General features: G+C 61.2%; 20 protein-coding genes and 1 tRNA gene. 17 read left to right on the forward strand and 4 right to left on the reverse strand.

From position 1 onward, the window contains the following. The first annotated feature begins 24 nt into the window (after window positions 1–24). Window positions 25–1,833 (forward strand): ABC transporter transmembrane domain-containing protein, encoded by a 1,809-nt coding sequence (locus ACW8PS_RS09095; RefSeq protein ID WP_491527051.1) that lies wholly within the window; start codon window positions 25–27, stop codon window positions 1,831–1,833. Window positions 1,834–1,954: 121 nt separating this feature from the next. After that, entirely contained in the window at window positions 1,955–3,847 is a 1,893-nt protein-coding gene (locus ACW8PS_RS09100; protein ID WP_491527052.1) for an acyl-CoA synthetase, read from the forward strand. Between the two features lie 88 nt (window positions 3,848–3,935). Here the strand turns inward: ACW8PS_RS09100 and ACW8PS_RS09105 are convergent. Beyond that, window positions 3,936–4,010 (reverse strand) — tRNA-Thr (locus ACW8PS_RS09105). 130 nt (window positions 4,011–4,140) lie between these two features. Here ACW8PS_RS09105 and ACW8PS_RS09110 point away from each other — a divergent pair. From ACW8PS_RS09110 to ACW8PS_RS09175, 14 genes are all read left to right on the forward strand, one after another. Beyond that, on the forward strand, window positions 4,141–4,311 hold the full coding sequence (locus ACW8PS_RS09110; protein ID WP_491527054.1) for a hypothetical protein: 171 nt from the start codon (window positions 4,141–4,143) through the stop codon (window positions 4,309–4,311). Window positions 4,312–4,355: 44 nt separating this feature from the next. Then, complete coding sequence (murA, locus tag ACW8PS_RS09115) at window positions 4,356–5,627, forward strand: UDP-N-acetylglucosamine 1-carboxyvinyltransferase (RefSeq protein WP_491527055.1); 1,272 nt, start codon at window positions 4,356–4,358, stop codon at window positions 5,625–5,627. Continuing rightward, window positions 5,620–6,090: a DUF2948 family protein gene (locus ACW8PS_RS09120; protein ID WP_491527056.1), complete on the forward strand. Its 471-nt coding sequence runs from the start codon at window positions 5,620–5,622 to the stop codon at window positions 6,088–6,090. The genes murA and ACW8PS_RS09120 overlap by 8 nt, the downstream gene beginning before the upstream one ends. Continuing rightward, entirely contained in the window at window positions 6,087–6,602 is a 516-nt protein-coding gene (locus ACW8PS_RS09125; RefSeq protein ID WP_491527057.1) for a GNAT family N-acetyltransferase, read from the forward strand. The genes ACW8PS_RS09120 and ACW8PS_RS09125 overlap by 4 nt, the downstream gene beginning before the upstream one ends. Before the next feature lie 71 nt (window positions 6,603–6,673). Continuing rightward, entirely contained in the window at window positions 6,674–7,981 is a 1,308-nt protein-coding gene (hisD, locus tag ACW8PS_RS09130; protein ID WP_491527058.1) for a histidinol dehydrogenase, read from the forward strand. Between the two features lies 1 nt (window position 7,982). Then, on the forward strand, window positions 7,983–8,465 hold the full coding sequence (locus tag ACW8PS_RS09135; protein WP_491527059.1) for a UPF0262 family protein: 483 nt from the start codon (window positions 7,983–7,985) through the stop codon (window positions 8,463–8,465). Window positions 8,466–8,533: 68 nt separating this feature from the next. After that, window positions 8,534–8,935 carry an arsenate-mycothiol transferase ArsC gene (locus tag ACW8PS_RS09140; RefSeq protein ID WP_491527060.1) on the forward strand — a complete coding sequence of 134 codons (402 nt, stop codon included), beginning with the start codon at window positions 8,534–8,536 and terminating at the stop codon, window positions 8,933–8,935. Window positions 8,936–9,424: 489 nt separating this feature from the next. Next, on the forward strand, window positions 9,425–9,643 hold the full coding sequence (gene infA / locus ACW8PS_RS09145; RefSeq protein ID WP_008186030.1) for a translation initiation factor IF-1: 219 nt from the start codon (window positions 9,425–9,427) through the stop codon (window positions 9,641–9,643). An 11-nt stretch (window positions 9,644–9,654) separates the two neighbouring features. Further along, entirely contained in the window at window positions 9,655–10,230 is a 576-nt protein-coding gene (locus ACW8PS_RS09150; RefSeq protein ID WP_491527061.1) for a Maf family protein, read from the forward strand. After that, window positions 10,227–11,276 (forward strand): ribonuclease E/G, encoded by a 1,050-nt coding sequence (locus tag ACW8PS_RS09155; protein WP_491527062.1) that lies wholly within the window; start codon window positions 10,227–10,229, stop codon window positions 11,274–11,276. The genes ACW8PS_RS09150 and ACW8PS_RS09155 overlap by 4 nt, the downstream gene beginning before the upstream one ends. Further along, window positions 11,273–11,455, forward strand: a complete 183-nt coding sequence (locus ACW8PS_RS09160) for a DNA gyrase inhibitor YacG (RefSeq protein WP_491527063.1) — start codon at window positions 11,273–11,275, stop codon at window positions 11,453–11,455. The genes ACW8PS_RS09155 and ACW8PS_RS09160 overlap by 4 nt, the downstream gene beginning before the upstream one ends. A gap of 344 nt (window positions 11,456–11,799) precedes the next feature. After that, a complete protein-coding gene (locus ACW8PS_RS09165; RefSeq protein ID WP_491527064.1) occupies window positions 11,800–12,801 on the forward strand; it encodes a taurine ABC transporter substrate-binding protein in 1,002 nt (333 codons plus the stop codon). Between the two features lie 89 nt (window positions 12,802–12,890). After that, window positions 12,891–13,697, forward strand: a complete 807-nt coding sequence (locus ACW8PS_RS09170) for a taurine ABC transporter ATP-binding protein (protein WP_491527065.1) — start codon at window positions 12,891–12,893, stop codon at window positions 13,695–13,697. After that, window positions 13,697–14,968, forward strand: coding sequence for an ABC transporter permease (locus tag ACW8PS_RS09175; protein WP_491527066.1), 1,272 nt, complete (start codon window positions 13,697–13,699; stop codon window positions 14,966–14,968). Before ACW8PS_RS09170 ends, ACW8PS_RS09175 begins: the two co-directional genes overlap by 1 nt. Window positions 14,969–15,196: 228 nt before the next feature. Here the strand turns inward: ACW8PS_RS09175 and ACW8PS_RS09180 are convergent, their stop codons facing one another. Beyond that, window positions 15,197–15,685 carry an FAD synthase family protein gene (locus ACW8PS_RS09180; RefSeq protein WP_491527067.1) on the reverse strand — a complete coding sequence of 163 codons (489 nt, stop codon included), beginning with the start codon at window positions 15,683–15,685 and terminating at the stop codon, window positions 15,197–15,199. 242 nt (window positions 15,686–15,927) lie between these two features. Here ACW8PS_RS09180 and ACW8PS_RS09185 point away from each other — a divergent pair, with 242 nt between their 5' ends. Beyond that, window positions 15,928–16,584, forward strand: coding sequence for a CDP-alcohol phosphatidyltransferase family protein (locus ACW8PS_RS09185; protein WP_491527068.1), 657 nt, complete (start codon window positions 15,928–15,930; stop codon window positions 16,582–16,584). Window positions 16,585–16,694: 110 nt separating this feature from the next. Here the strand turns inward: ACW8PS_RS09185 and glnA are convergent, their stop codons facing one another. Both glnA and ACW8PS_RS09195 read right to left on the reverse strand, forming a co-directional pair. Then, on the reverse strand, window positions 16,695–18,101 hold the full coding sequence (glnA, locus tag ACW8PS_RS09190; RefSeq protein ID WP_491527069.1) for a type I glutamate--ammonia ligase: 1,407 nt from the start codon (window positions 18,099–18,101) through the stop codon (window positions 16,695–16,697). A 60-nt stretch (window positions 18,102–18,161) separates the two neighbouring features. Next, complete coding sequence (locus tag ACW8PS_RS09195) at window positions 18,162–18,500, reverse strand: P-II family nitrogen regulator (RefSeq protein WP_491527070.1); 339 nt, start codon at window positions 18,498–18,500, stop codon at window positions 18,162–18,164. Between the last annotated feature and the right edge of the window lie 167 nt (window positions 18,501–18,667).

The following is an 18,667-nucleotide window of genomic DNA, read 5'->3' on the forward strand; positions in this document are numbered from 1 at the left end:
ACCTCATATGGCAGAATAACCCGCATGTCCGACACCAACCCGCCCCCTGCGCCTCTGAGGTCCGAGGAAGAACGTGAGAAATCGCGCAGCGTCGGATCATTGCGGGCGCTGGCCCCGTTCATGGCCCCCTATCGGCTGCTGGTGCTTGCGGCCATATGCGCGCTTGTCCTGACGGCGACCGTATCGCTCTTGCTGCCGCTGGCCGTGCGCCGGGTGGTTGACGGGTTCGAGACGGAATCGGCGGCGCTGCTGGATCAGTATTTTCTGGGCGCGCTGGCGATTGCGGGTTTGCTCGCACTTGGCACCGGCCTGCGCTATTATCTGGTGACCCGGCTGGGCGAACGGGTGGTGGCCGATATCCGCAAAGCGGTGTTTGCCCGGATGATTCACATGAGCCCGGCGTTTTTCGAGCGCATCATGACCGGTGAGGTGCTGAGCCGGATCACCACTGATACCACGCTGTTGCTGTCGGTGATCGGATCGTCGGTTTCGGTGGCGCTGCGCAACCTGCTGATTTTTCTCGGTGGCCTGGGCCTTATGCTCTATTCCTCGCCCAAGCTGACGGGTCTTGTGCTGCTGATCGTGCCGGTGATCATCGTGCCAATCGTCCTTTTGGGGCGGCGGCTGCGCCACCTGAGCCGCCAGAACCAGGACTGGATCGCCGAAAGCTCGGGCAAGGCATCCGAGGCGCTGCTGAGTGCGCAGGCGGTGCAGGCATTCACCAATGAACGCGCCATCGCGGCGCAGTTCGATACCGTCACCGAAGCCAGCTTTGACAGCGCCAAGGCCCGCATCCGCACCCGCGCCATCATGACGGTGATCGTCATTGCACTGGTGTTTTCGGGCGTGGTGGGCGTGCTGTGGATTGGCGCGCGCGATGTGCGCGCCGAGATGATGAGCATCGGCGAGCTGATCCAGTTCCTGATCTATGCGATCATGGTGGCAGGCGCGGTCGGGTCACTGTCGGAAATCTGGGGCGAATTGCAACGCGCCGCGGGGGCCACCGAACGGCTGGTGGAATTGTTGCAGGATGAGGACAGCGTGGCCGACCCCGCCCGCGGCCTGCCGCTGCCGCAGGGCGGGGCCGGCGCAATCGCCTTTGAGGATGTGCATTTCCATTACCCCACGCGCCCCGATGCGGCGGCAATTTCCGGGGTCAGCCTGACCATCAATCCAGGCGAAACCGTGGCTCTGGTCGGCCCGTCGGGGGCCGGAAAATCAACGATATTTCAGCTGCTTCTGCGGTTTTATGATCCCATTTCGGGGCAGATCACGATTGACGGCGTGCCCTTGCGCGACATGACCCGCGAAACCTTTCGCGCGGCGATGGCACTGGTGCCGCAGGATCCGGTGATCTTTGCCGCCTCGGCGCGCGAAAACATCCGGTTCGGCCGCCCCGGTGCCAGTGATGCAGAGGTCGAGGATGCCGCCCGCGCCGCTGCTGCGCATGATTTTCTTGCCGCGCTGCCGGATGGCTACGACACTTATGTCGGGGAACGCGGCATCATGTTGTCGGGCGGCCAGAAACAGCGCATCGCCATCGCCCGCGCGATCCTGCGTGATGCGCCGATATTGCTGCTGGATGAGGCGACATCGGCGCTGGATGCTGAAAGCGAACGCGCGGTGCAGAGGGCGGTGGCCGAGCTTAGCGCCAACCGCACCACCTTGATTGTCGCGCATCGTCTGGCCACCGTCAAACAGGCCGACCGGATCGTGGTGTTTGACGCGGGCCGGATCGTGGCCGAGGGCAGCCATGACGCGCTGGTGGCTCAGGGCGGGCTTTATGCCCGGCTGGCGCGGCTTCAGTTCACCGAAGGGCTTGCCGCAGAGTAATCCTGCCCGCATTGTCCTGAATCGCTTGCGTTGCAGGCCGGTTCTGCCCATCCTGATCTGAAATGACGGCCCGCGATATCAAAATGACGGGCCGGATGACGGATGAATGGGAGGAGACCGGATGTCACGTTTTGCGAATATCGCTGATGTGCGCGCTATTGAAAAGGCGCAACCATGGCCTGAATGCCAACCGGCGGTAACGCTGTATCAACTGCTGTCACAAACCGCAGATCGCGTGCCCGACAACAACGCGGTGTCGTTCCAGCTGCTTTCGGGCCCGAAAGACAAGGCCGAGACCCTGACCTGGCGGCAATATCATCGCAAGGTCACGCAGGTCGCAAACCTGTTGCGCGAGCTTGGCATCGGAGAAACCGACACGGTGGCCTATGTGCTGCCCAATTGCACCGAAACCACCACGACCCTGCTGGGCGGATGCGTCGCGGGCATCGCCAATCCGATCAACCCGCTGCTGGATGCCGAACAGATCGCGGCCATCCTGCGCGAAACCAATGCCAAGGTTCTGGTCACATTGCGCGCCTTTCCCAAGACCGACGTGGCGCAGAAAGTGGCCGAGGCGCTGACACTGGCCCCCAATGTGGAAACCGTGCTCGAGGTGGATCTGCTGCGCTATCTCAGCCCGCCCAAAAGCTGGATCGTGCCGCTGATCCGGCCGAAAAACCCGGTCACGCATCGCGCGCGGGTGCTCGATTTCACCGCCGAAGTGGCAAAACAGCCCGCCGACAGCCTGACCTTCGCCGACAGCACAAAGGACCGTGTCGCGGCCTATTTCCATACCGGCGGCACCACCGGCATGCCCAAAGTGGCGCAGCATAAATATTCCGGCATGATCTATAATGGCTGGCTGGGTGACACGCTGCTGTTTGATGATGGTGATACCATCATCTGCCCGCTGCCGCTGTTTCATGTCTTTGCCTGCCATGTGATCCTGATGGCGATGATCGCGTCCGGGGCGCATGTGGTGTTTCCGACGCCGCAGGGCTATCGCGGCGAGGGCGTGTTTGATAATTTCTGGAAGCTTATCGAACGCTGGCAAGTCACGTTCATCATCACCGTGCCGACGGCGATTGCTGCGATGATGCAGCGCCCTGTTGATGCCGATATTTCGTCGATCAAGACGGCGTTTTCCGGGTCATCGCCGTTGCCGGTGGAGCTGTTCAAACGCTTTGAGAGCGCAACCGGCGTGACCCTGGTCGAGGGCTATGGCCTGACCGAAGCCACCTGTCTGGTCGCCTGTAACCCGGTGGAAGGTGAAAAGAAGATCGGCTCGGTCGGTGTGCCGCTGCCCCATACGGAAGTGCGCATTCTGAATCATACACCCGAAGGTGTGATCGTCTGCGGCACCGATGAGGTGGGCGAGATCTGCATCGACAATCCCGGCGTGTTCGAAGGCTCGACCTATACCGAGAGCGACAAGAATATCGACCTGTTTCACGATGACATCTATCTGCGCACCGGCGATCTGGGGCGGATTGATGCGGACGGGTATCTGTGGATCACCGGCCGCGCCAAGGATCTGATCATTCGCGGCGGCCATAATATCGACCCCGCCGAGATCGAGGAGGCGCTGGCCAGCCACCCGGCCGTGGCCTTTGCCGGGGCCATCGGGCAACCCGATGCCTTTGCCGGGGAATTGCCCTGCGTCTATGTCGAACTGGTCGATGGGGCCGAGGTCAGCATCGCCGAGTTGAAGGCGCATTGCGACGAAAACGTGCATGAACGTGCAGCCAAGCCCAAATATCTGGAAATCATGGATGAGCTGCCCAAAACGGCGGTCGGGAAAGTGTTCAAGCCCGATCTGCGCAAGCGGGCCATCACGCGCATCTATAATGCCGCGCTGGAGGAGGCCGGGATTGCGGCGCAGGTGACATCGGTCATCGAAAGCAAGAAACTGGGGCTGGTGGCGCAGGTCACCAAATCGGGCGATGTCGATGAGGCCGCGATCAATGCGGTTCTGGGTGAGTTCACCCGCCCCTGGGCCTGGGCTGAGGAGTGATCAAGGGGGTCGTCCGCGCCTTTGATGAGTGCGATTGGGGATGAGGGCGGGATCTGAACAGAGATTGCCGGATTTTGGCGGGATCGGCTGGTGCTGTGAGGGAGGATCGAACTCCCGACCTCACCCTTACCAAGGGTGTGCTCTACCACTGAGCTACCACAGCATTCCAGCATCGTGCCCAAGCGATCTGTGATCGGTCAGGCTTGACAGTGTGGGCGGTGAATTAGCCCCAATTCCCTACGGGCGCAAGCGTTATCTGGACGCTTTTTCCCGCAGCCTGTAAGAGAGCTGATATGAGCACATCGAAGACCACCAGCCAAAGCGCGACACCGAAAGCGGGCAGATCCGCGCCGACCCGCGAGGATCGGTTGAAGGCGGCGCTAAAGGCGAATATGGGCCGTCGCAAGGCACAGGCCCGCGCGCGCGCACGGGCTGCCGCCGATGACGACAAAGACCAGGGCTGAGCTGTGACAGGCAGGCCGGAACGGGCAGAAAAGGCGTACGAGCAGTGGATCGGATCATAATTCAGGGCGGCGCGAAGCTTGCCGGCGAAATACCCATTGCAGGGGCCAAGAACGCCTGCCTGACGCTGATGCCCGCGACCCTGCTCAGCGATGAGCCGCTGACGCTGACCAATGCGCCGCGCCTGTCCGATATCGCCACCATGACCGAGCTGCTGCAATCGCTTGGGGCCGAGGTGTCATCGCTCAATGACGGCAAGGTCATCGCCCTGTCCTCGCATAAGGCCGACAATCCGGTCGCGCATTATGACATCGTGCGCAAGATGCGGGCCTCCAATCTGGTTCTGGGCCCGTTGCTGGCGCGCCATGGCCGGGCCGAGGTCAGCCTGCCGGGCGGCTGCGCCATTGGCGCGCGGCCGATGGATCTGCATATCACCGCGCTGGAGGCGATGGGTGCCAGGATCGAGCTGCGCGACGGCTATCTGCATGCCGAGGCCCCGGGCGGGTTGAAAGGCATGGTCCATACGCTTGGCTTTGCCTCGGTCGGGGCCACGGAAAACACCGTGATGGCGGCGACATTGGCCAAGGGCACCACGGTGCTGAAAAATGCCGCCCGCGAGCCCGAGATCGTGGATCTGGTGCATTGCCTGCGCGCCATGGGGGCCGAGATCGCGGGCGAGGGCACCGGCGAGATCACCATTCAAGGCGTTGACCGGCTGCATGGTGCCACCCACCCGGTTGTCACCGACCGGATCGAGCTTGGCACCTATATGCTGGCCCCGGCCATTACCGGCGGCGATGTCGAACTGATCGGCGGCCGCCTGGATCTGGTCGAAAGCTTTGCCGAAAAGCTGCATGAGGCGGGCATTGACGTATCCGAGACCGACCGCGGCCTGCGCGTCAAACGCGCCAATGGCCGGGTGAATGCCGTAAATGTGGTGACCGCGCCTTTCCCCGGTTTTCCCACCGACCTGCAGGCCCAGATGATGGCGCTGATGTGCACCGCCGACGGGGTTTCGGTGCTGGAGGAAAAGATCTTTGAAAACCGGTTCATGCATGCGCCCGAACTGATGCGCATGGGCGCGCGGATTGATGTCCATGGCGGTCATGCCACGGTGACGGGGGTTGACCGGCTGCGCGGCGCGCCGGTAATGGCAACCGATCTCAGGGCGTCGGTATCGCTGATCCTTGCGGCATTGGCGGCCGAGGGCGAAACCGTGGTGAGCCGGGTCTATCACCTTGATCGCGGCTATGAACGGGTCGAGGAAAAGCTGCGCGCCTGCGGCGCACAAATTGAACGGGTTGCCGAAAATGTCTGATGCACGGTTTGAAGATGGCGGCGAAGCACCGCTGGCGCTGCGCGCACTTGACGCCGATGATCTGAAGGTGATCTCGACCCTGACGCAGGATGCGATCTTTCCGATCAACGAGATGACATGGGACCGCAAGGCGCGCCGTTTTGCGCTGCTGATCAACCGGTTCCGGTGGGAGGAGGGGGCCCGCATCGGCGACCACAAGCCCGAGCGTGTGCAATCGGTGCTGGTGATCGAGGATGCGATGGCGGTGGCCAGCCAGGGCATTGACCTGTCCGACAGCGAAACGGTGCTGTCGCTTCTGACCATCGACTGGAGCCCGGGGGAGGACGGCACCGGGCGGCTGTCGCTGATTCTGGCCGGTGACGGTGCGGTGGCGGTGGATGTGGAATGCCTCGAGGTGACATTGCGCGACGTGACCCGGCCCTATTTTGCGCCCTCGGGCAAGGTGCCGGACCATCCTGAATGATCTGGCACCGGCGCAAGACGCGCGCCACCATCCGCCGTCTGTTGGCGAGGGATGCCGCGATCTGGCGGGATCTGCGGCTCGAGGCCTTGTTGCGGCATCCCGAAGCCTATGGATCGAGCCATGATGACTGGGCCGGGCAGCCCTTGCAGGCCTTTGCCGAGCGGCTGACATCGGGCATCATTCTGGGCGCGTTTCGCGAGGGCGCACTGGTCGGCTCCACCGCGTTGGACCCTGATCCGGACATTCCCGAGATCGGGCTTGTGACCGCCGTTTACGTGAAAACGGGCTATCGCGGGCAGGGTATCGCGCAGGATCTGCTACGCGTGGTCGAGGCGCAGGCAAAGGGGGCCGGCATGGCGCGGCTGGCGTTGACGGTGGCGCTTGGCAATGATCCGGCGCTGCGGTTTTACAAGGCGGCGGGGTTCCGGCCCGCCGGGCAGGGGCCGCGCGCGCTGGCCCGCGATGGCCAGCTTCTCGACCTTATCCGCATGATGCGACCGATCCGCGCTTGAGGCCGCCGCACCAAGCCGGTATTTGGCAGGCCCGGGCAAGGCCCGGTCAAGGCCCGATCAAGGAGAGCCAGATGCCCCAGTTCCTCGATACGCGCGATGCCGATTTTGAGGCTCGTTTTGCTGCCCTGCTGGATATGAAGCGCGAAGATGCGCCCGAGGTCGATGATGTGGTGGCCGGCATCATCGCCGATGTGCGGGCGCGCGGCGATGTGGCGGTGATCGAACTGACCGAGCGGTTCGACCGGCTTGCGCTGACGCCCGATACGCTGGCGTTTACCGCCGAGGAGATCGCGCAGGCCGTCACGGCGGTGCCAGCCCCGGAACGCGCCGCGCTGGAGCTGGCCGCCGCCCGCATCCGCGCCTATCACGCCCGCCAGATGCCCGAAGATGTGTCCTGGCAGGATGAGACCGGGGCCACGCTGGGCTGGCGCTGGACGCCGGTTGGCGCGGCGGGTCTTTACGTGCCGGGCGGGCTGGCCTCTTACCCGTCCTCGGTGCTGATGAACGCGATACCGGCGCAGGTTGCTGGCGTCGAAAACCTGGTGATCTGCGCCCCCACACCGGGCGGCAAGGTCAATCCGCTGGTTCTGCTGGCGGCGCATCTATCGGGCGTCCAGACCATCTACCGTATCGGCGGCGCGCAGGCGATTGCCGCCATGGCCTATGGCACGCAAACCATCGCGCCGGTCGACAAGATCACCGGGCCGGGCAACGCCTATGTCGCGGCGGCCAAGCGGCGCGTGTTCGGCAAGGTGGGCATCGACATGATCGCGGGGCCGTCCGAAATTCTGGTGATTGCCGACCGCGACAATGACCCCGACTGGATCGCGCTCGATCTGCTCAGCCAGGCTGAACATGACGAAAGCGCGCAATCCATCCTGATCACCGATGATGCGGGTTTTGGCCAGGCTGTGGCCGCGGCTGTCGAAACCCGCCTGCAAACGCTGCAACGCCGCGCCATCGCGGGCGCAAGCTGGCGCGATTTCGGCGCGGTGATTACGGTGCAATCGCTGGAGGAGGCCGCCGCCCTGTCGGATCGGATCGCGCCCGAACATCTGGAGCTATGCGTGGCCGATGTCGACGCGCTTGCGGCCCGCGTCAGACATGCGGGCGCGCTGTTTCTGGGCCCCTGGACGCCCGAGGCGATCGGCGATTATGTCGGCGGGCCCAATCACGTGTTGCCCACGGCCCGCTCGGCGCGGTTTTCCTCCGGCCTGTCGGTGATGGATTTCCTAAAGCGCACGACTGTGGCAAAGATGACCCCGGCGGCGCTCAGCTCGATCGGACCGGCGGCCGAGACTCTGGCCAAATCCGAGAGCCTCGAGGCGCATGGATTATCGGTGCGGGCGCGTCTGGACCGGTTGAATGAGGGGGGCTGAAATGAGCGGTGATATCTACCAGATCGAGATCGACGATAGCGGCCTGCCTGCGCCCACGCCCGAGATCGAGCAGGAACGCAAGGTTGCCATTTTCGACCTGCTGGAAGCCAATAATTTTTCGCTGCCCCTGCGCGATGGCCGGGTCACCCCGCAAGGCCCCTATCGCATTCATCTGGGTATTCGCGAACGCCGCCTGGTGTTTGACGTCGATACCGAAGACGGCCAGGATGCGGCCGAATTTCACCTGTCGCTCAGCCCGTTCCGGCAAGTGGTCAAGGATTACTGGCAGATCTGCGAAAGCTATTATGACGCGGTGAAGAAACTGCCGCCCAGTCAGATCGAGGCGATAGATATGGGGCGGCGCGGGATCCATGACGAAGGCGCACGGGTGTTGCAGGAACGCCTGGAAGGCAAGGCCGATATTGATCACGACACCGCCCGGCGCCTCTTTACCCTTGTCTGTGTCTTGCATTTCGGGGGCTGATCAACTTGGGTGAGGACTTTCCCAGTTCTGTCCTGTTTTGTTGCGATCACAACGCGATACGATCCCCCATGGCCGAGGGCCTGATGAAGAAATTCTATGGCCACACCGCCTATGTGCAATCGGCGGGGGTCCATAATGATCTTGAGATTGACGGCTTTGCCATCGCGGTCTGCGCCGAAATGGGGGTCGAACTGGACAGCCACCGGTCGCGCAGTTTCGACGAGATGGAGCAATGGGGCGATGACCTGTCGGGATTTGACCTGATCGTCGCGCTCTCGCCCGCCAGCCAGCGCCGGGCGCTGGATCTGACGCGTCTTTTCCATGTCGATGTGGAATATTGGCCGGTTCTGGATCCGACCGGCCTGAGCGAAGAGCGCGAGGCGAAGCTGGCCGCCTATCGGCAATCGCGCGATATGCTGGTGGATCGGATCAAGGCCAAGTTCGGCCCGCCCACCCAGCCTGATGCCTGACGCCGGTTGCCGCCCGTTTGCATCACTTCACGTCGCCGGCCTGTCCGCCCGTCTGAATGCGCGTTTCGCGGGAAATGGGCAGGATTGATGGGCCCCGACCCTAGAGCATGTCGCTCAAAAGTGGGAACCGGTTTTGAGCTTCTCGGACATGCGAAAACAAGGCGTTAGAGCGTCTCGCGTGAATGCGAATGAACGCGACACGCTAAGTCGCGTCGCGCCAAATCGAATTCACCGGCCGACCCGAACGCATTCGATTGCGCGAACGCTGCCTCGGTCCGGCCGATGAATGCTCGAACCCGATCAGGCGCGACGCGCTATAAGTCGCGTGGATTGCAGGGATAATTGCGGATCAGCAATCCGGGCCCCGAAAAATCAACACTTCTGAGGCCGAAATCGCGACATTGGCAGTTTTGGCTTGAATTCCTTGGCATTCGGGCGCATCTAGCCGCCATTCCGCGCCTGTCGCGGCGTAAACACTCAGGAGAGACCATGGCCAAGGAAGAACTGCTCGAATTCCCCGGTGTCGTAAAGGAACTCCTGCCGAATGCGACATTCCTGGTCGAGTTGGAAAACGGCCATACGATCATCGCACATACGGCAGGCAAGATGCGCAAGAACCGCATCCGTGTTCTGGCTGGCGACAAGGTGCAGGTCGAGATGACCCCCTATGATCTGACCAAGGGTCGGATCAACTACCGTTTCAAATAAGTAGCGCGCCCATGCGCCTCATCCTCGGATCGGCAAGCCCCAGGCGGCTGGAACTGTTGCGGGTTCTGGGTATCACTCCCGATGCGGTCTGCCCCCCCGATATTGACGAAGATCCGCAAAAGGGCGAACTGCCGCGCCCCTATTGCGCCCGTGTGGCGCGGCAAAAGGCAATGGCGGTTGAGGCCGGGCCGGATGATATCGTGCTCTGCGCCGATACCACCGTCGCCATGGGCCGCCGGATCATGGGCAAACCACGCGACGCAGGCGAGGCGGCGGCATTCCTGACCGCATTGGCCGGGCGTCGCCACCGGGTCCATACCGCGCTGGCGGTGCGCCGGGGCACCCGGCTATGGCAGCGCGATGTCGAAAGCCGGGTCCGGATGAAGCGCCTCAGCGATCTTGAATTGAACGGCTATCTTGCCAGTGGCGATTGGCAGGGCAAGGCGGGCGGCTACTCGATTCAGGGACCGGCCGGCGCGTTCATCCCGTGGATTTCGGGCAGCCATTCGGCCATCATGGGGCTGCCGCTGGCGGAAACCGCGCAATTGCTGGCTGCGGCGGGCTGGCCGGTCTGGAGGGGGTCGTGAAGGGGCGGATCATCATTCTGGACCGGATCGAGGATCGCGCCGCCGCGGCGCTGATGGTCGATGGCCGTCTGGAGGATGTCCTGATCGACCCGCCTGAAGGTGGGCCGCCCGGCACCGGTGCCATCCTGCGCGCGGTCTGTGACCGGCCCTTGAAAGGGCAGGGCGGCATGATCCTGCGCCTGCCCGATGGTCAAAGCGGGTTTTTGCGTCAGGCCAGGGGCCTCAGCCCCGGGCAGGTTCTGCTGGTGCAGGTGACCGGCCTGGGCCAGGGTGCCAAGGCCACGCCGGTGACCACGCGGCTGCTGTTCAAAAGCCGCTATGCAATTGTCACGCCCGATGCGCCGGGGCTCAATATCGCCCGCTCGATCCGCGATGATGCAGAACGCGACCGGCTGCTGGAGATTGCCCATATCGGCATGGCCGGCGCGCCGGACCATTTCGGCCTGATCCTGCGATCGGCCAGTGATGGGCTGGCTGAGGATCTGCTGCTGGATGATATCGCCGCGATGCGCGATCTGGCAGCGGCGGTAACGGCCGATCGGGACGGCGTGCCTGAACTGCTGCTGGATGCGCCGGACGCGCATCTGCTGGCCTGGCGCGACTGGTCATCGCCTGCCCCTGATGCAATCGAAGACGGGGCCGGGGCGTTTGCCACGCATGGCGTCCGGGAGGCGCTCGATGCGGCCCTGACGCGCCATGTGCCGCTGGTTGCCGGGGCCTCGATGATCATCGAGCCGACCTCGGCCCTTGTCGCGGTTGATGTGAATACCGGGGCCGATGCCAGCCTTGCCGCGGGTCTCAAGGCCAATCTGGCCGCCGCGCGCGACTTGCCGCGCCAGCTGCGCCTGCGCGGGCTGGGCGGGCAGATCACGCTGGATGTCGCGCCGATGCCCAAGAAGGACCGTCGCCAGTTCGAGGATGCCCTGCGCCGCGCCTTTAGGGCCGACGCCACTGACACGGTTCTTGCAGGCTGGACCCCATTGGGGCTTTATGAACTGCAACGAAAACGCGACCGCTGGCCGCTGAAGGATTTGCTGCCGTCATGACATGCCCGATCTGCAAGAAACCGACGGATAGGTCCTACCGTCCGTTTTGTTCGCGCCGCTGCGCCGATGTCGATCTGGGCCGCTGGCTGAATGGCAGCTACGCCGTGCCTTCGGATGAGCCCGAGGAGGCGGAACAGGTCGCCGCCGCAATCACCGCTGAGGGCAAGCGCTTACATTAGAGCTGCGGCAGGACCTGAACAATGCACGTTACTGGTAACAAATTCCGCTGAAACTGGACTTATCGCGGACCCCGGCGCTTCGGGTTCTGACCTTTGCCCCGTGTGCCGCTGCGCGGGTGGAAAATGCCGTGTTTATCAGGAAATACAGACATATTGGCCGTTTTCTGCCGGTGTGCCCAGGTCCGATTCGGCGCAGAGGGCCTGAAATCGCATCAGTCCAGACTCCGCCTTCCATCAGTCCAGATAAAACGAATTTCTTGACGCAAGCCCTGCCTGCCACGCAAGCTGATGGACGCGACAGGCCGTGCAACAAGATCGGCCACGTAACACACAGGGAGATTTAAATGAAAAAGACGCTTCTTTCCGGGGCCGCCATCGGCCTCGTCATGTCTGCAACATCAAGTTTTGCACAGGGCATGGATGAACTGACCGTCGCCTATTTTCTCGAATGGCCGATGCCGTTCCAATATGCCAAGCAGATGGGCATCTATGAGGAAGAACTGGGCGTGACCATCAACTGGCGGTCCTTTGATACCGGCACTGCAATGTCGGCGGCGATGGCGTCGGGCGATGTGCAGATCGCAGTCAGCCAGGGCGTGCCACCTTTCGTCGTCGCGGCCTCTGCCGGTCAGGATTTGCAGGTTGTCGATGTGGCGGTGAGCTATTCCGAGAATGACAATTGCGTTGTGAATGCAGCGATGGAGATCGACGCCAGCAACGTCGAGGATCTGGCCGGTGCCCGTGTCGGCGTGCCGATCGGCACCGCGGCCCATTATGGGTTTTTGCGCCAGATGGAATATTTCGGTATCGATGTGAGCAGTCTCGAAGTGGTGGATATGGCCCCCGCCGATTCCGCCGCGGCGCTGGCGCAAGGCTCGCTTGACATGGCCTGTGGCTGGGGCGGCGCGCTGCGCCGCATGCTGGAGCATGGCAATGTGCTGCTGAGCGGCGCTGAAAAGCAGGAGCTTGGTATCTACGTCTTTGACGTGACCTCGGTTCCGGCGTCCTTCGCGGAAGAAGAGCCCGAGCTTCTGGCCGGGTTCCTCGCCATCACCGGTCGCATGAATGATATGTGGAATTCGGGCGACTACACCGACGAGATGCTGCCCGTTATCGCGGCTGATGCCGGTATGGACGAAGATGCCACCGCCGCAACGCTGGCCGGTTTCGAGTTTCCCTCGATCGAGGAACAGCTGAGTGAGACCTGGCTGGGTGGCGGCACGCAGGAGTTCTTGCTGGAGGTCGGCAATTTCTTTGTCGCCACCGGCAATATCGACGCCGCGCGCGACAGCTATGACAGCGCGGTCAATATCGGCCCGCTGATGATCGCAAACGGCGATATGTAGAAATCCAGTTGGATCAGCGGCATGGGACAGGTTTTCCTGCCGCTGATCCTGCCATCGACGACCCCTGCCACCTGGAAGGAATGGCCGCCATGACTGGGCTTGTGCTCGACAGGATTTCCATGCGTTTCGACCTGCCCGACGGAGGGTCGGTTCAGGCGCTGAAGGACATCACGCTGACCATCGGGGAGGGTGAGCTGATGTCGGTTCTGGGGCCCTCGGGCTGCGGCAAGACAACGCTGCTGAATATCCTGGCAGGGTTTCTGGCACCGACCGAGGGCACCATCGAGCTGAATGGCCATTACGTGACGGCCCCCGGTGCCGAACGCGGCATGGTGTTTCAGAAGGGCGCACTTTTTGAATGGATGAGCGTGCGTCAGAACGTCGATTTCGGCCCCCGCATGAAAGGTATGGCCAAACGCGAACGCGATGAGATCACCGACCACCTGCTGGAGGTCGTGGGCCTGCATGATTTCAAGGAAAAGGCGGTCTATGAGCTGTCTGGCGGCATGCAGCAGCGTGTGGCCCTGGCGCGCTGTCTGGCCAATGATCCCGATGTGATCTTGATGGATGAGCCGCTTGGCGCGCTGGACGCGCTGACCCGTGAAAAGATGCAGGGCCTGGTGCTGAAACTGTGGAAAGAGACCGGCAAGACCATCATCCTGATCACCCATTCGGTGGAAGAAGCGCTGCTTCTGGGCGAGCGCCTGTTGGTCATGGCCCCGCGCCCGGGCCGGATTCAAAAGGAATACAGGCTGCCATTTGCGGAACAGGGGGTTGACGCAGACCTGCGCGATATCAAGAAAACCGATCTTTTTGGCGAAACGCGCGATGAAATACTGTCGATGATCTGGGATATGGAAGAAGAGATCATGGGCCGCATGGAAGGGGCGGCCTGATGTTTATCGCAGCTATCTATATTACGATCTTTGTCGTCGCCTACTATTCGGTCAAAGCCTTCACATCGATGCGCGAATCGCGCCATGATTTCACCTCGCTGAAGACGGTGACTTTTGGCGACGAAAGCGCGGTGCGCCCGAACCGGGCCGCCTCGGTCATCTCGGTCATTTCGATCTTTCTGATCTGGGGCGCTTTCACCGGTTCCAGCATTACACCGATCCATGTTCCGGGGCCGTTTCTGGGCGAAACCGAGTTCACCTATACCGCCGAAAACGCGGCGGGCGAACGCGATGACGCCACGGTGCGCGTCATTGTCAGACCGGTGGGCCAGAATGTGGAGCTGCCCGAGGGCGATGGCGGCGGTGGCGGCTTTGCCCGTGATGACAGTGTCGCGGTTGGTGTCGGGCGCTCCAGCCTGATCCAGACCGGCGAAAATGACGAAGGGGCCGATGCGGACGGGTTCCGCGTGGTCGCGATCAACGGCGAGCCGCTGGAGCCGGAATTGGGTGAGGTCGATATCGGCGATGGGGTCGTGACGCTCAGCCGCCGGGGCACGGTGCGCTTCACCCCCTATGCCGGCTGGCAGATGGAAAAGATCTGGTTGCCCGCGCCCGAGGATGTCTGGCTGCGCCTGGTGGAAATTTCCCGCGATGGCTATCGCGGTTTCACCCTGGCCGAGCATCTGGGCTATTCGCTGTTCCGGGTGCTGGCGGGCTTTGCTCTTGGGGCTTTGCTGGGCATTCCGCTTGGCTATGCGATGGGGCTCAGCAACTGGTTCCGCGGCTGGTTTGACCCGATTGTCGAATTCATGCGCCCGGTGCCGCCATTGGCGCTGATCCCGCTGGTGATCATCTGGTTCGGGATCGACGAAAGCGGCAAGATATTCCTTCTGTTCCTCGCGTCGCTCTGGATCATGACGATCGCGGCAAGGGCAGGGGTATCGGGTGTCAGCATCTCGAAGATCCATGCGGCCTATTCGCTGGGGGCGTCGAAAAGCCAGATCATGCGCCATGTGATCGTTCCCAACAGCCTGCCCGAGATATTCACCGGTGCGCGGGTGGCGATGGGGGTCTGTTGGGGCACGGTTGTGGCAGCGGAACTGGTGGCGGCCGAACAAGGTGCCGGTCAGATGATCGTGGCGGCGTCCAAGTTCCAGCTGACCGATATCGTGATCATGGGTATCATCCTGATTGGCATCATCGGCTATGGCATCGACATGCTGATGCGCTGGGCCGAACGTCTGCTGGTTCCGTGGAAGGGTAAATCCTGACCTGGCGCGGACTGTCCGGCGCGGATCCGGAACTTCGGTGCCTGTCGGTCGAAGTCACGCGCAGAGAGGCACTGAGCGGGCAGTATCGCTCAATGCGCGGGACTGTCAGCAATCCTGTGTGCGAGGCCGTTGGTATCGAGATACTCATGACCGCCAGCCACCACACCGGTTTCACGCCATGACTCTTTCAACCGACGCGTGCAACAGGGCCGATCGAACAGGCAAGAGCTATTCAGTCGCCTCGAGGTTCTGCTGATGGTAACCGAAAACCCTTGGGGAGAGCATCTTGCTTGGCCTTGCCCGTGCCCGGGACTGCGCCAGAACCATTTGCTTGATTTTCGTGGAAGACGTTCGCGGATTGTAACGAACCTGGGAAATCTCTTTCCCCATTTCTTTCAAATAGGCAACCACATCCAGGTTGTGAGGTTTTGTCCCCCAATCCTCGCCAACCACAAATATATCCGCGTTTACCGCTTTGCAGCCTGAAACATATTCAAGTTCATGGTAGGGGCGGACAATGTCGACACAGCGTAACGCTTGCAACATCTCCACGCGTTGTTCCAAAGGAACGACGGGAACATTGGGTTTGTAAAGGTTCACGACCTCATCTGAAGCAACGCCGACAGCAAGGACATCGCCCAGTGTTTTGCAATGGTTCAACAGGGCAACATGCCCGACATGAAGTAAATCAAAGGTACCAACTGTATAGACGATCATTATTCGCTTTATCCTTTTGTCCACCCGGAAACAGTGCTAGCAAGCAGCGTCTGAATGCACGCAAACGTGAAATTTAACCGTTAGCTTCAAACAATTAAACTGAGATGTCTCCAGCCCGACAGAAGCCCGGAGACGGTTGGTGTTTTGAAAACTACACGTTTCAAATGCACGCAGAATGTGAAGCAGTGCTTACCTGTCAAACGTTGACCAGGAACCTGATGCTATAGTTCAAAGGACATGCCATGACAACCAAAAACGCCGCAGACCCAGAGCTACCGACAAGACCGATCCTGTCATATGTCAGGGATCTTCCCAATATCTGCTCGCTCGCAGGCCTGGGTTGCACGTTGTTGGCGATCTATTTTCTTATAGTGGGTGTATATGCCGCAGCCATGATTGGCATGATCTGGGCGGTCGCCTTTGACTGGGCTGATGGGCTGATCGCGCGCAGGATGTCGGGAAGAACGGGCGCTGATCGGAAATTCGGCGGCCAGCTTGATCTGCTCATTGATATCGTAAGCTATGGCGTCACACCCGCCATCTTGATCTTGAGCTATGCAAATTTCAGCCCCGCCTTTTTGCCAGTGGCGTTCATAATGCTGGTTTTTGGCGCAATCCGGCTGAGCTATTTCAGCACTTTCGGGCTATCGGATAATGCCAGGTATACTGGCTTGGCTATTGATAATAACAGCATCATTCTTGTCTTCATCTTTATGTTCGCCGGCTATGTCGATCGCCCGGTATTTGCGATCATTCTCGCGGCCAGCGGTTTATGCCTCGCGGCCTTGAATGTTTCCCAGATAAAGACGCCAAAGCTTTCCGGCAATCCCGTCAACGTTGCCCTTCTTGCGATCTATACGCTGGCCGTATCCATTTTCTATGGTTGGACTTTGGTTTGAATATGGCCTGAAATGGCAATTGATTGGACCAGCCACCGATAACCGGTGATGAAAAACGGGTGCCCGACATGGTCGGCACCCGTTTTGATGTCATTGGAATGCGCGGCCGTTCAGCAGCTGTAATACATCTTGTATTCTACCGGGTGGGGGGTGTGCTCATAGGCATAGACCTCCTCCCATTTCAGCTCCAGATAGCCGTCGATCTGATCCTTGGTAAAGACGCCACCGGCCAGCAGGAAATCGTGATCGGCCTCCAGGCTTTCCAGCGCCTCGCGCAGGCTGGCGCAAACCGTGGGGATGCCGGCCAGTTCCTCGGGTGGCAGATCATACAGATCCTTGTCCGACGGCTCACCGGGGTGGATCTTGTTGGTGATGCCGTCAAGGCCTGCCATCAAAAGCGCCGAGAAACACAGATAGGGGTTGGCGGCCGGATCGGGGAAGCGGGCCTCGACCCGTTTGGCGTTCGGGCTTTCGGCCCAGGGGATCCGCACACAGCCAGAGCGGTTGCGCGCCGAATAGGCGCGCAGAACCGGCGCTTCAAAGCCCGGGATCAGGCGCTTGTAGCTGTTGGTCGCGGGGTTGGTGAAGGCATTCAGGGTTTTGGCGTGTTTCAGGATGCCGCCGATGAAATACAGCGCCTGATCGGACAGGTCGGCGTATTTATCGCCTGCAAACAATGGCTTGCCATCCTTCCAGATTGACATGTTGACATGCATTCCGGTGCCGTTATCGCCCGAGATGGGTTTCGGCATGAATGTCGCGGTCTTGCCATAGGCATGGGCGACATTGTGGATGATGTATTTGTATTTCTGCAGCTCATCGGCCTGATGAACCAATGACCCGAAGATCAGGCCAAGCTCATGCTGGCAGGACGCCACCTCGTGGTGATGCTTGTCCACCTTCATGCCGATCCGCTTCATGGTCGACAGCATTTCCGAACGCAGATCCTGTGCCGAATCGGTCGGGTTGACCGGGAAATAGCCGCCCTTGATGCCGGCGCGGTGGCCCATATTGCCCATCTCATATTCGCTGTCGGAATTCCACGAGGCGTCCTGGGCGTCGACTTCAAAGGAAACCTTGTTCATCTCGACCGAGAAGCGCACATCGTCAAACAGGAAAAACTCGGCCTCGGGGCCCCAATAGGAGGTGTCGCCAATGCCCGAGGAGATCAGATAGGCCTCGGCCCGCTCTGCGGTGCCACGCGGATCGCGGCCATAGCTTTCGCCGGTATCGGGTTCGACCACGGTGCAATGCAGGCACAGGGTTTTCTCGGCATAGAACGGGTCGATATAGCCGCTGCTGGTGTCGGGCATCAGCTTCATGTCGGATTCTTCGATCGACTTCCAGCCGGCGATCGACGAGCCGTCGAACATGAAGCCTTCTTCAAGAAAATCCTCGTCGACAAGATCGGCCACGACGGTGACATGTTGCAGCCTGCCGCGCGGGTCGGTGAAACGGATATCGACATAGTCAATATCCTCGTCTCGGATGAGGTTCAGAACGGTTTCGTTGCTCATGTCCAGTGTTCCTTGGTTTCTGTGTGTCTTGAGGGGGCGCGTTCGGCCCCCCGGATATTTCTAAAGCGCGTCGTCGCCGCTTTCGCCGGTGCGGATGCGGATGGCCTGCTCGATGCTCGAGACGAAGATCTTGCCATCGCCGATCTTGTCGGTGCGGGCGGCCTCCACGATCGCCTCGATCGCGCCATCGACCATATCATCGGACAGCACCACCTCGATCTTCACCTTGGGCAGGAAATCGACCACATATTCGGCCCCGCGATACAGTTCGGTATGGCCCTTCTGGCGGCCAAAGCCCTTGACCTCGGTCACGCTGAGGCCCTGAATGCCAATCTCTTGCAGCGCTTCCTTCACCTCGTCGAGTTTGAAGGGTTTTATGATGGCTTCGATCTTTTTCATCTGCCCGACTCCCTGTGGCCCCATATCTGGGGCCCGTGACACCACTTTCGCGGGCGGGGGGCAATCAGGTAGCATGGGGTGGGGCGGGTTTGGCGCAGGGAAATCCTGCGCAGTGCCCAATAATTATGCGATGCGCCCATAAAGCGGGCAGTTTGTAAAAAGGGGGC

It is taken from the genome of Alterinioella sp. (assembly GCF_058343375.1).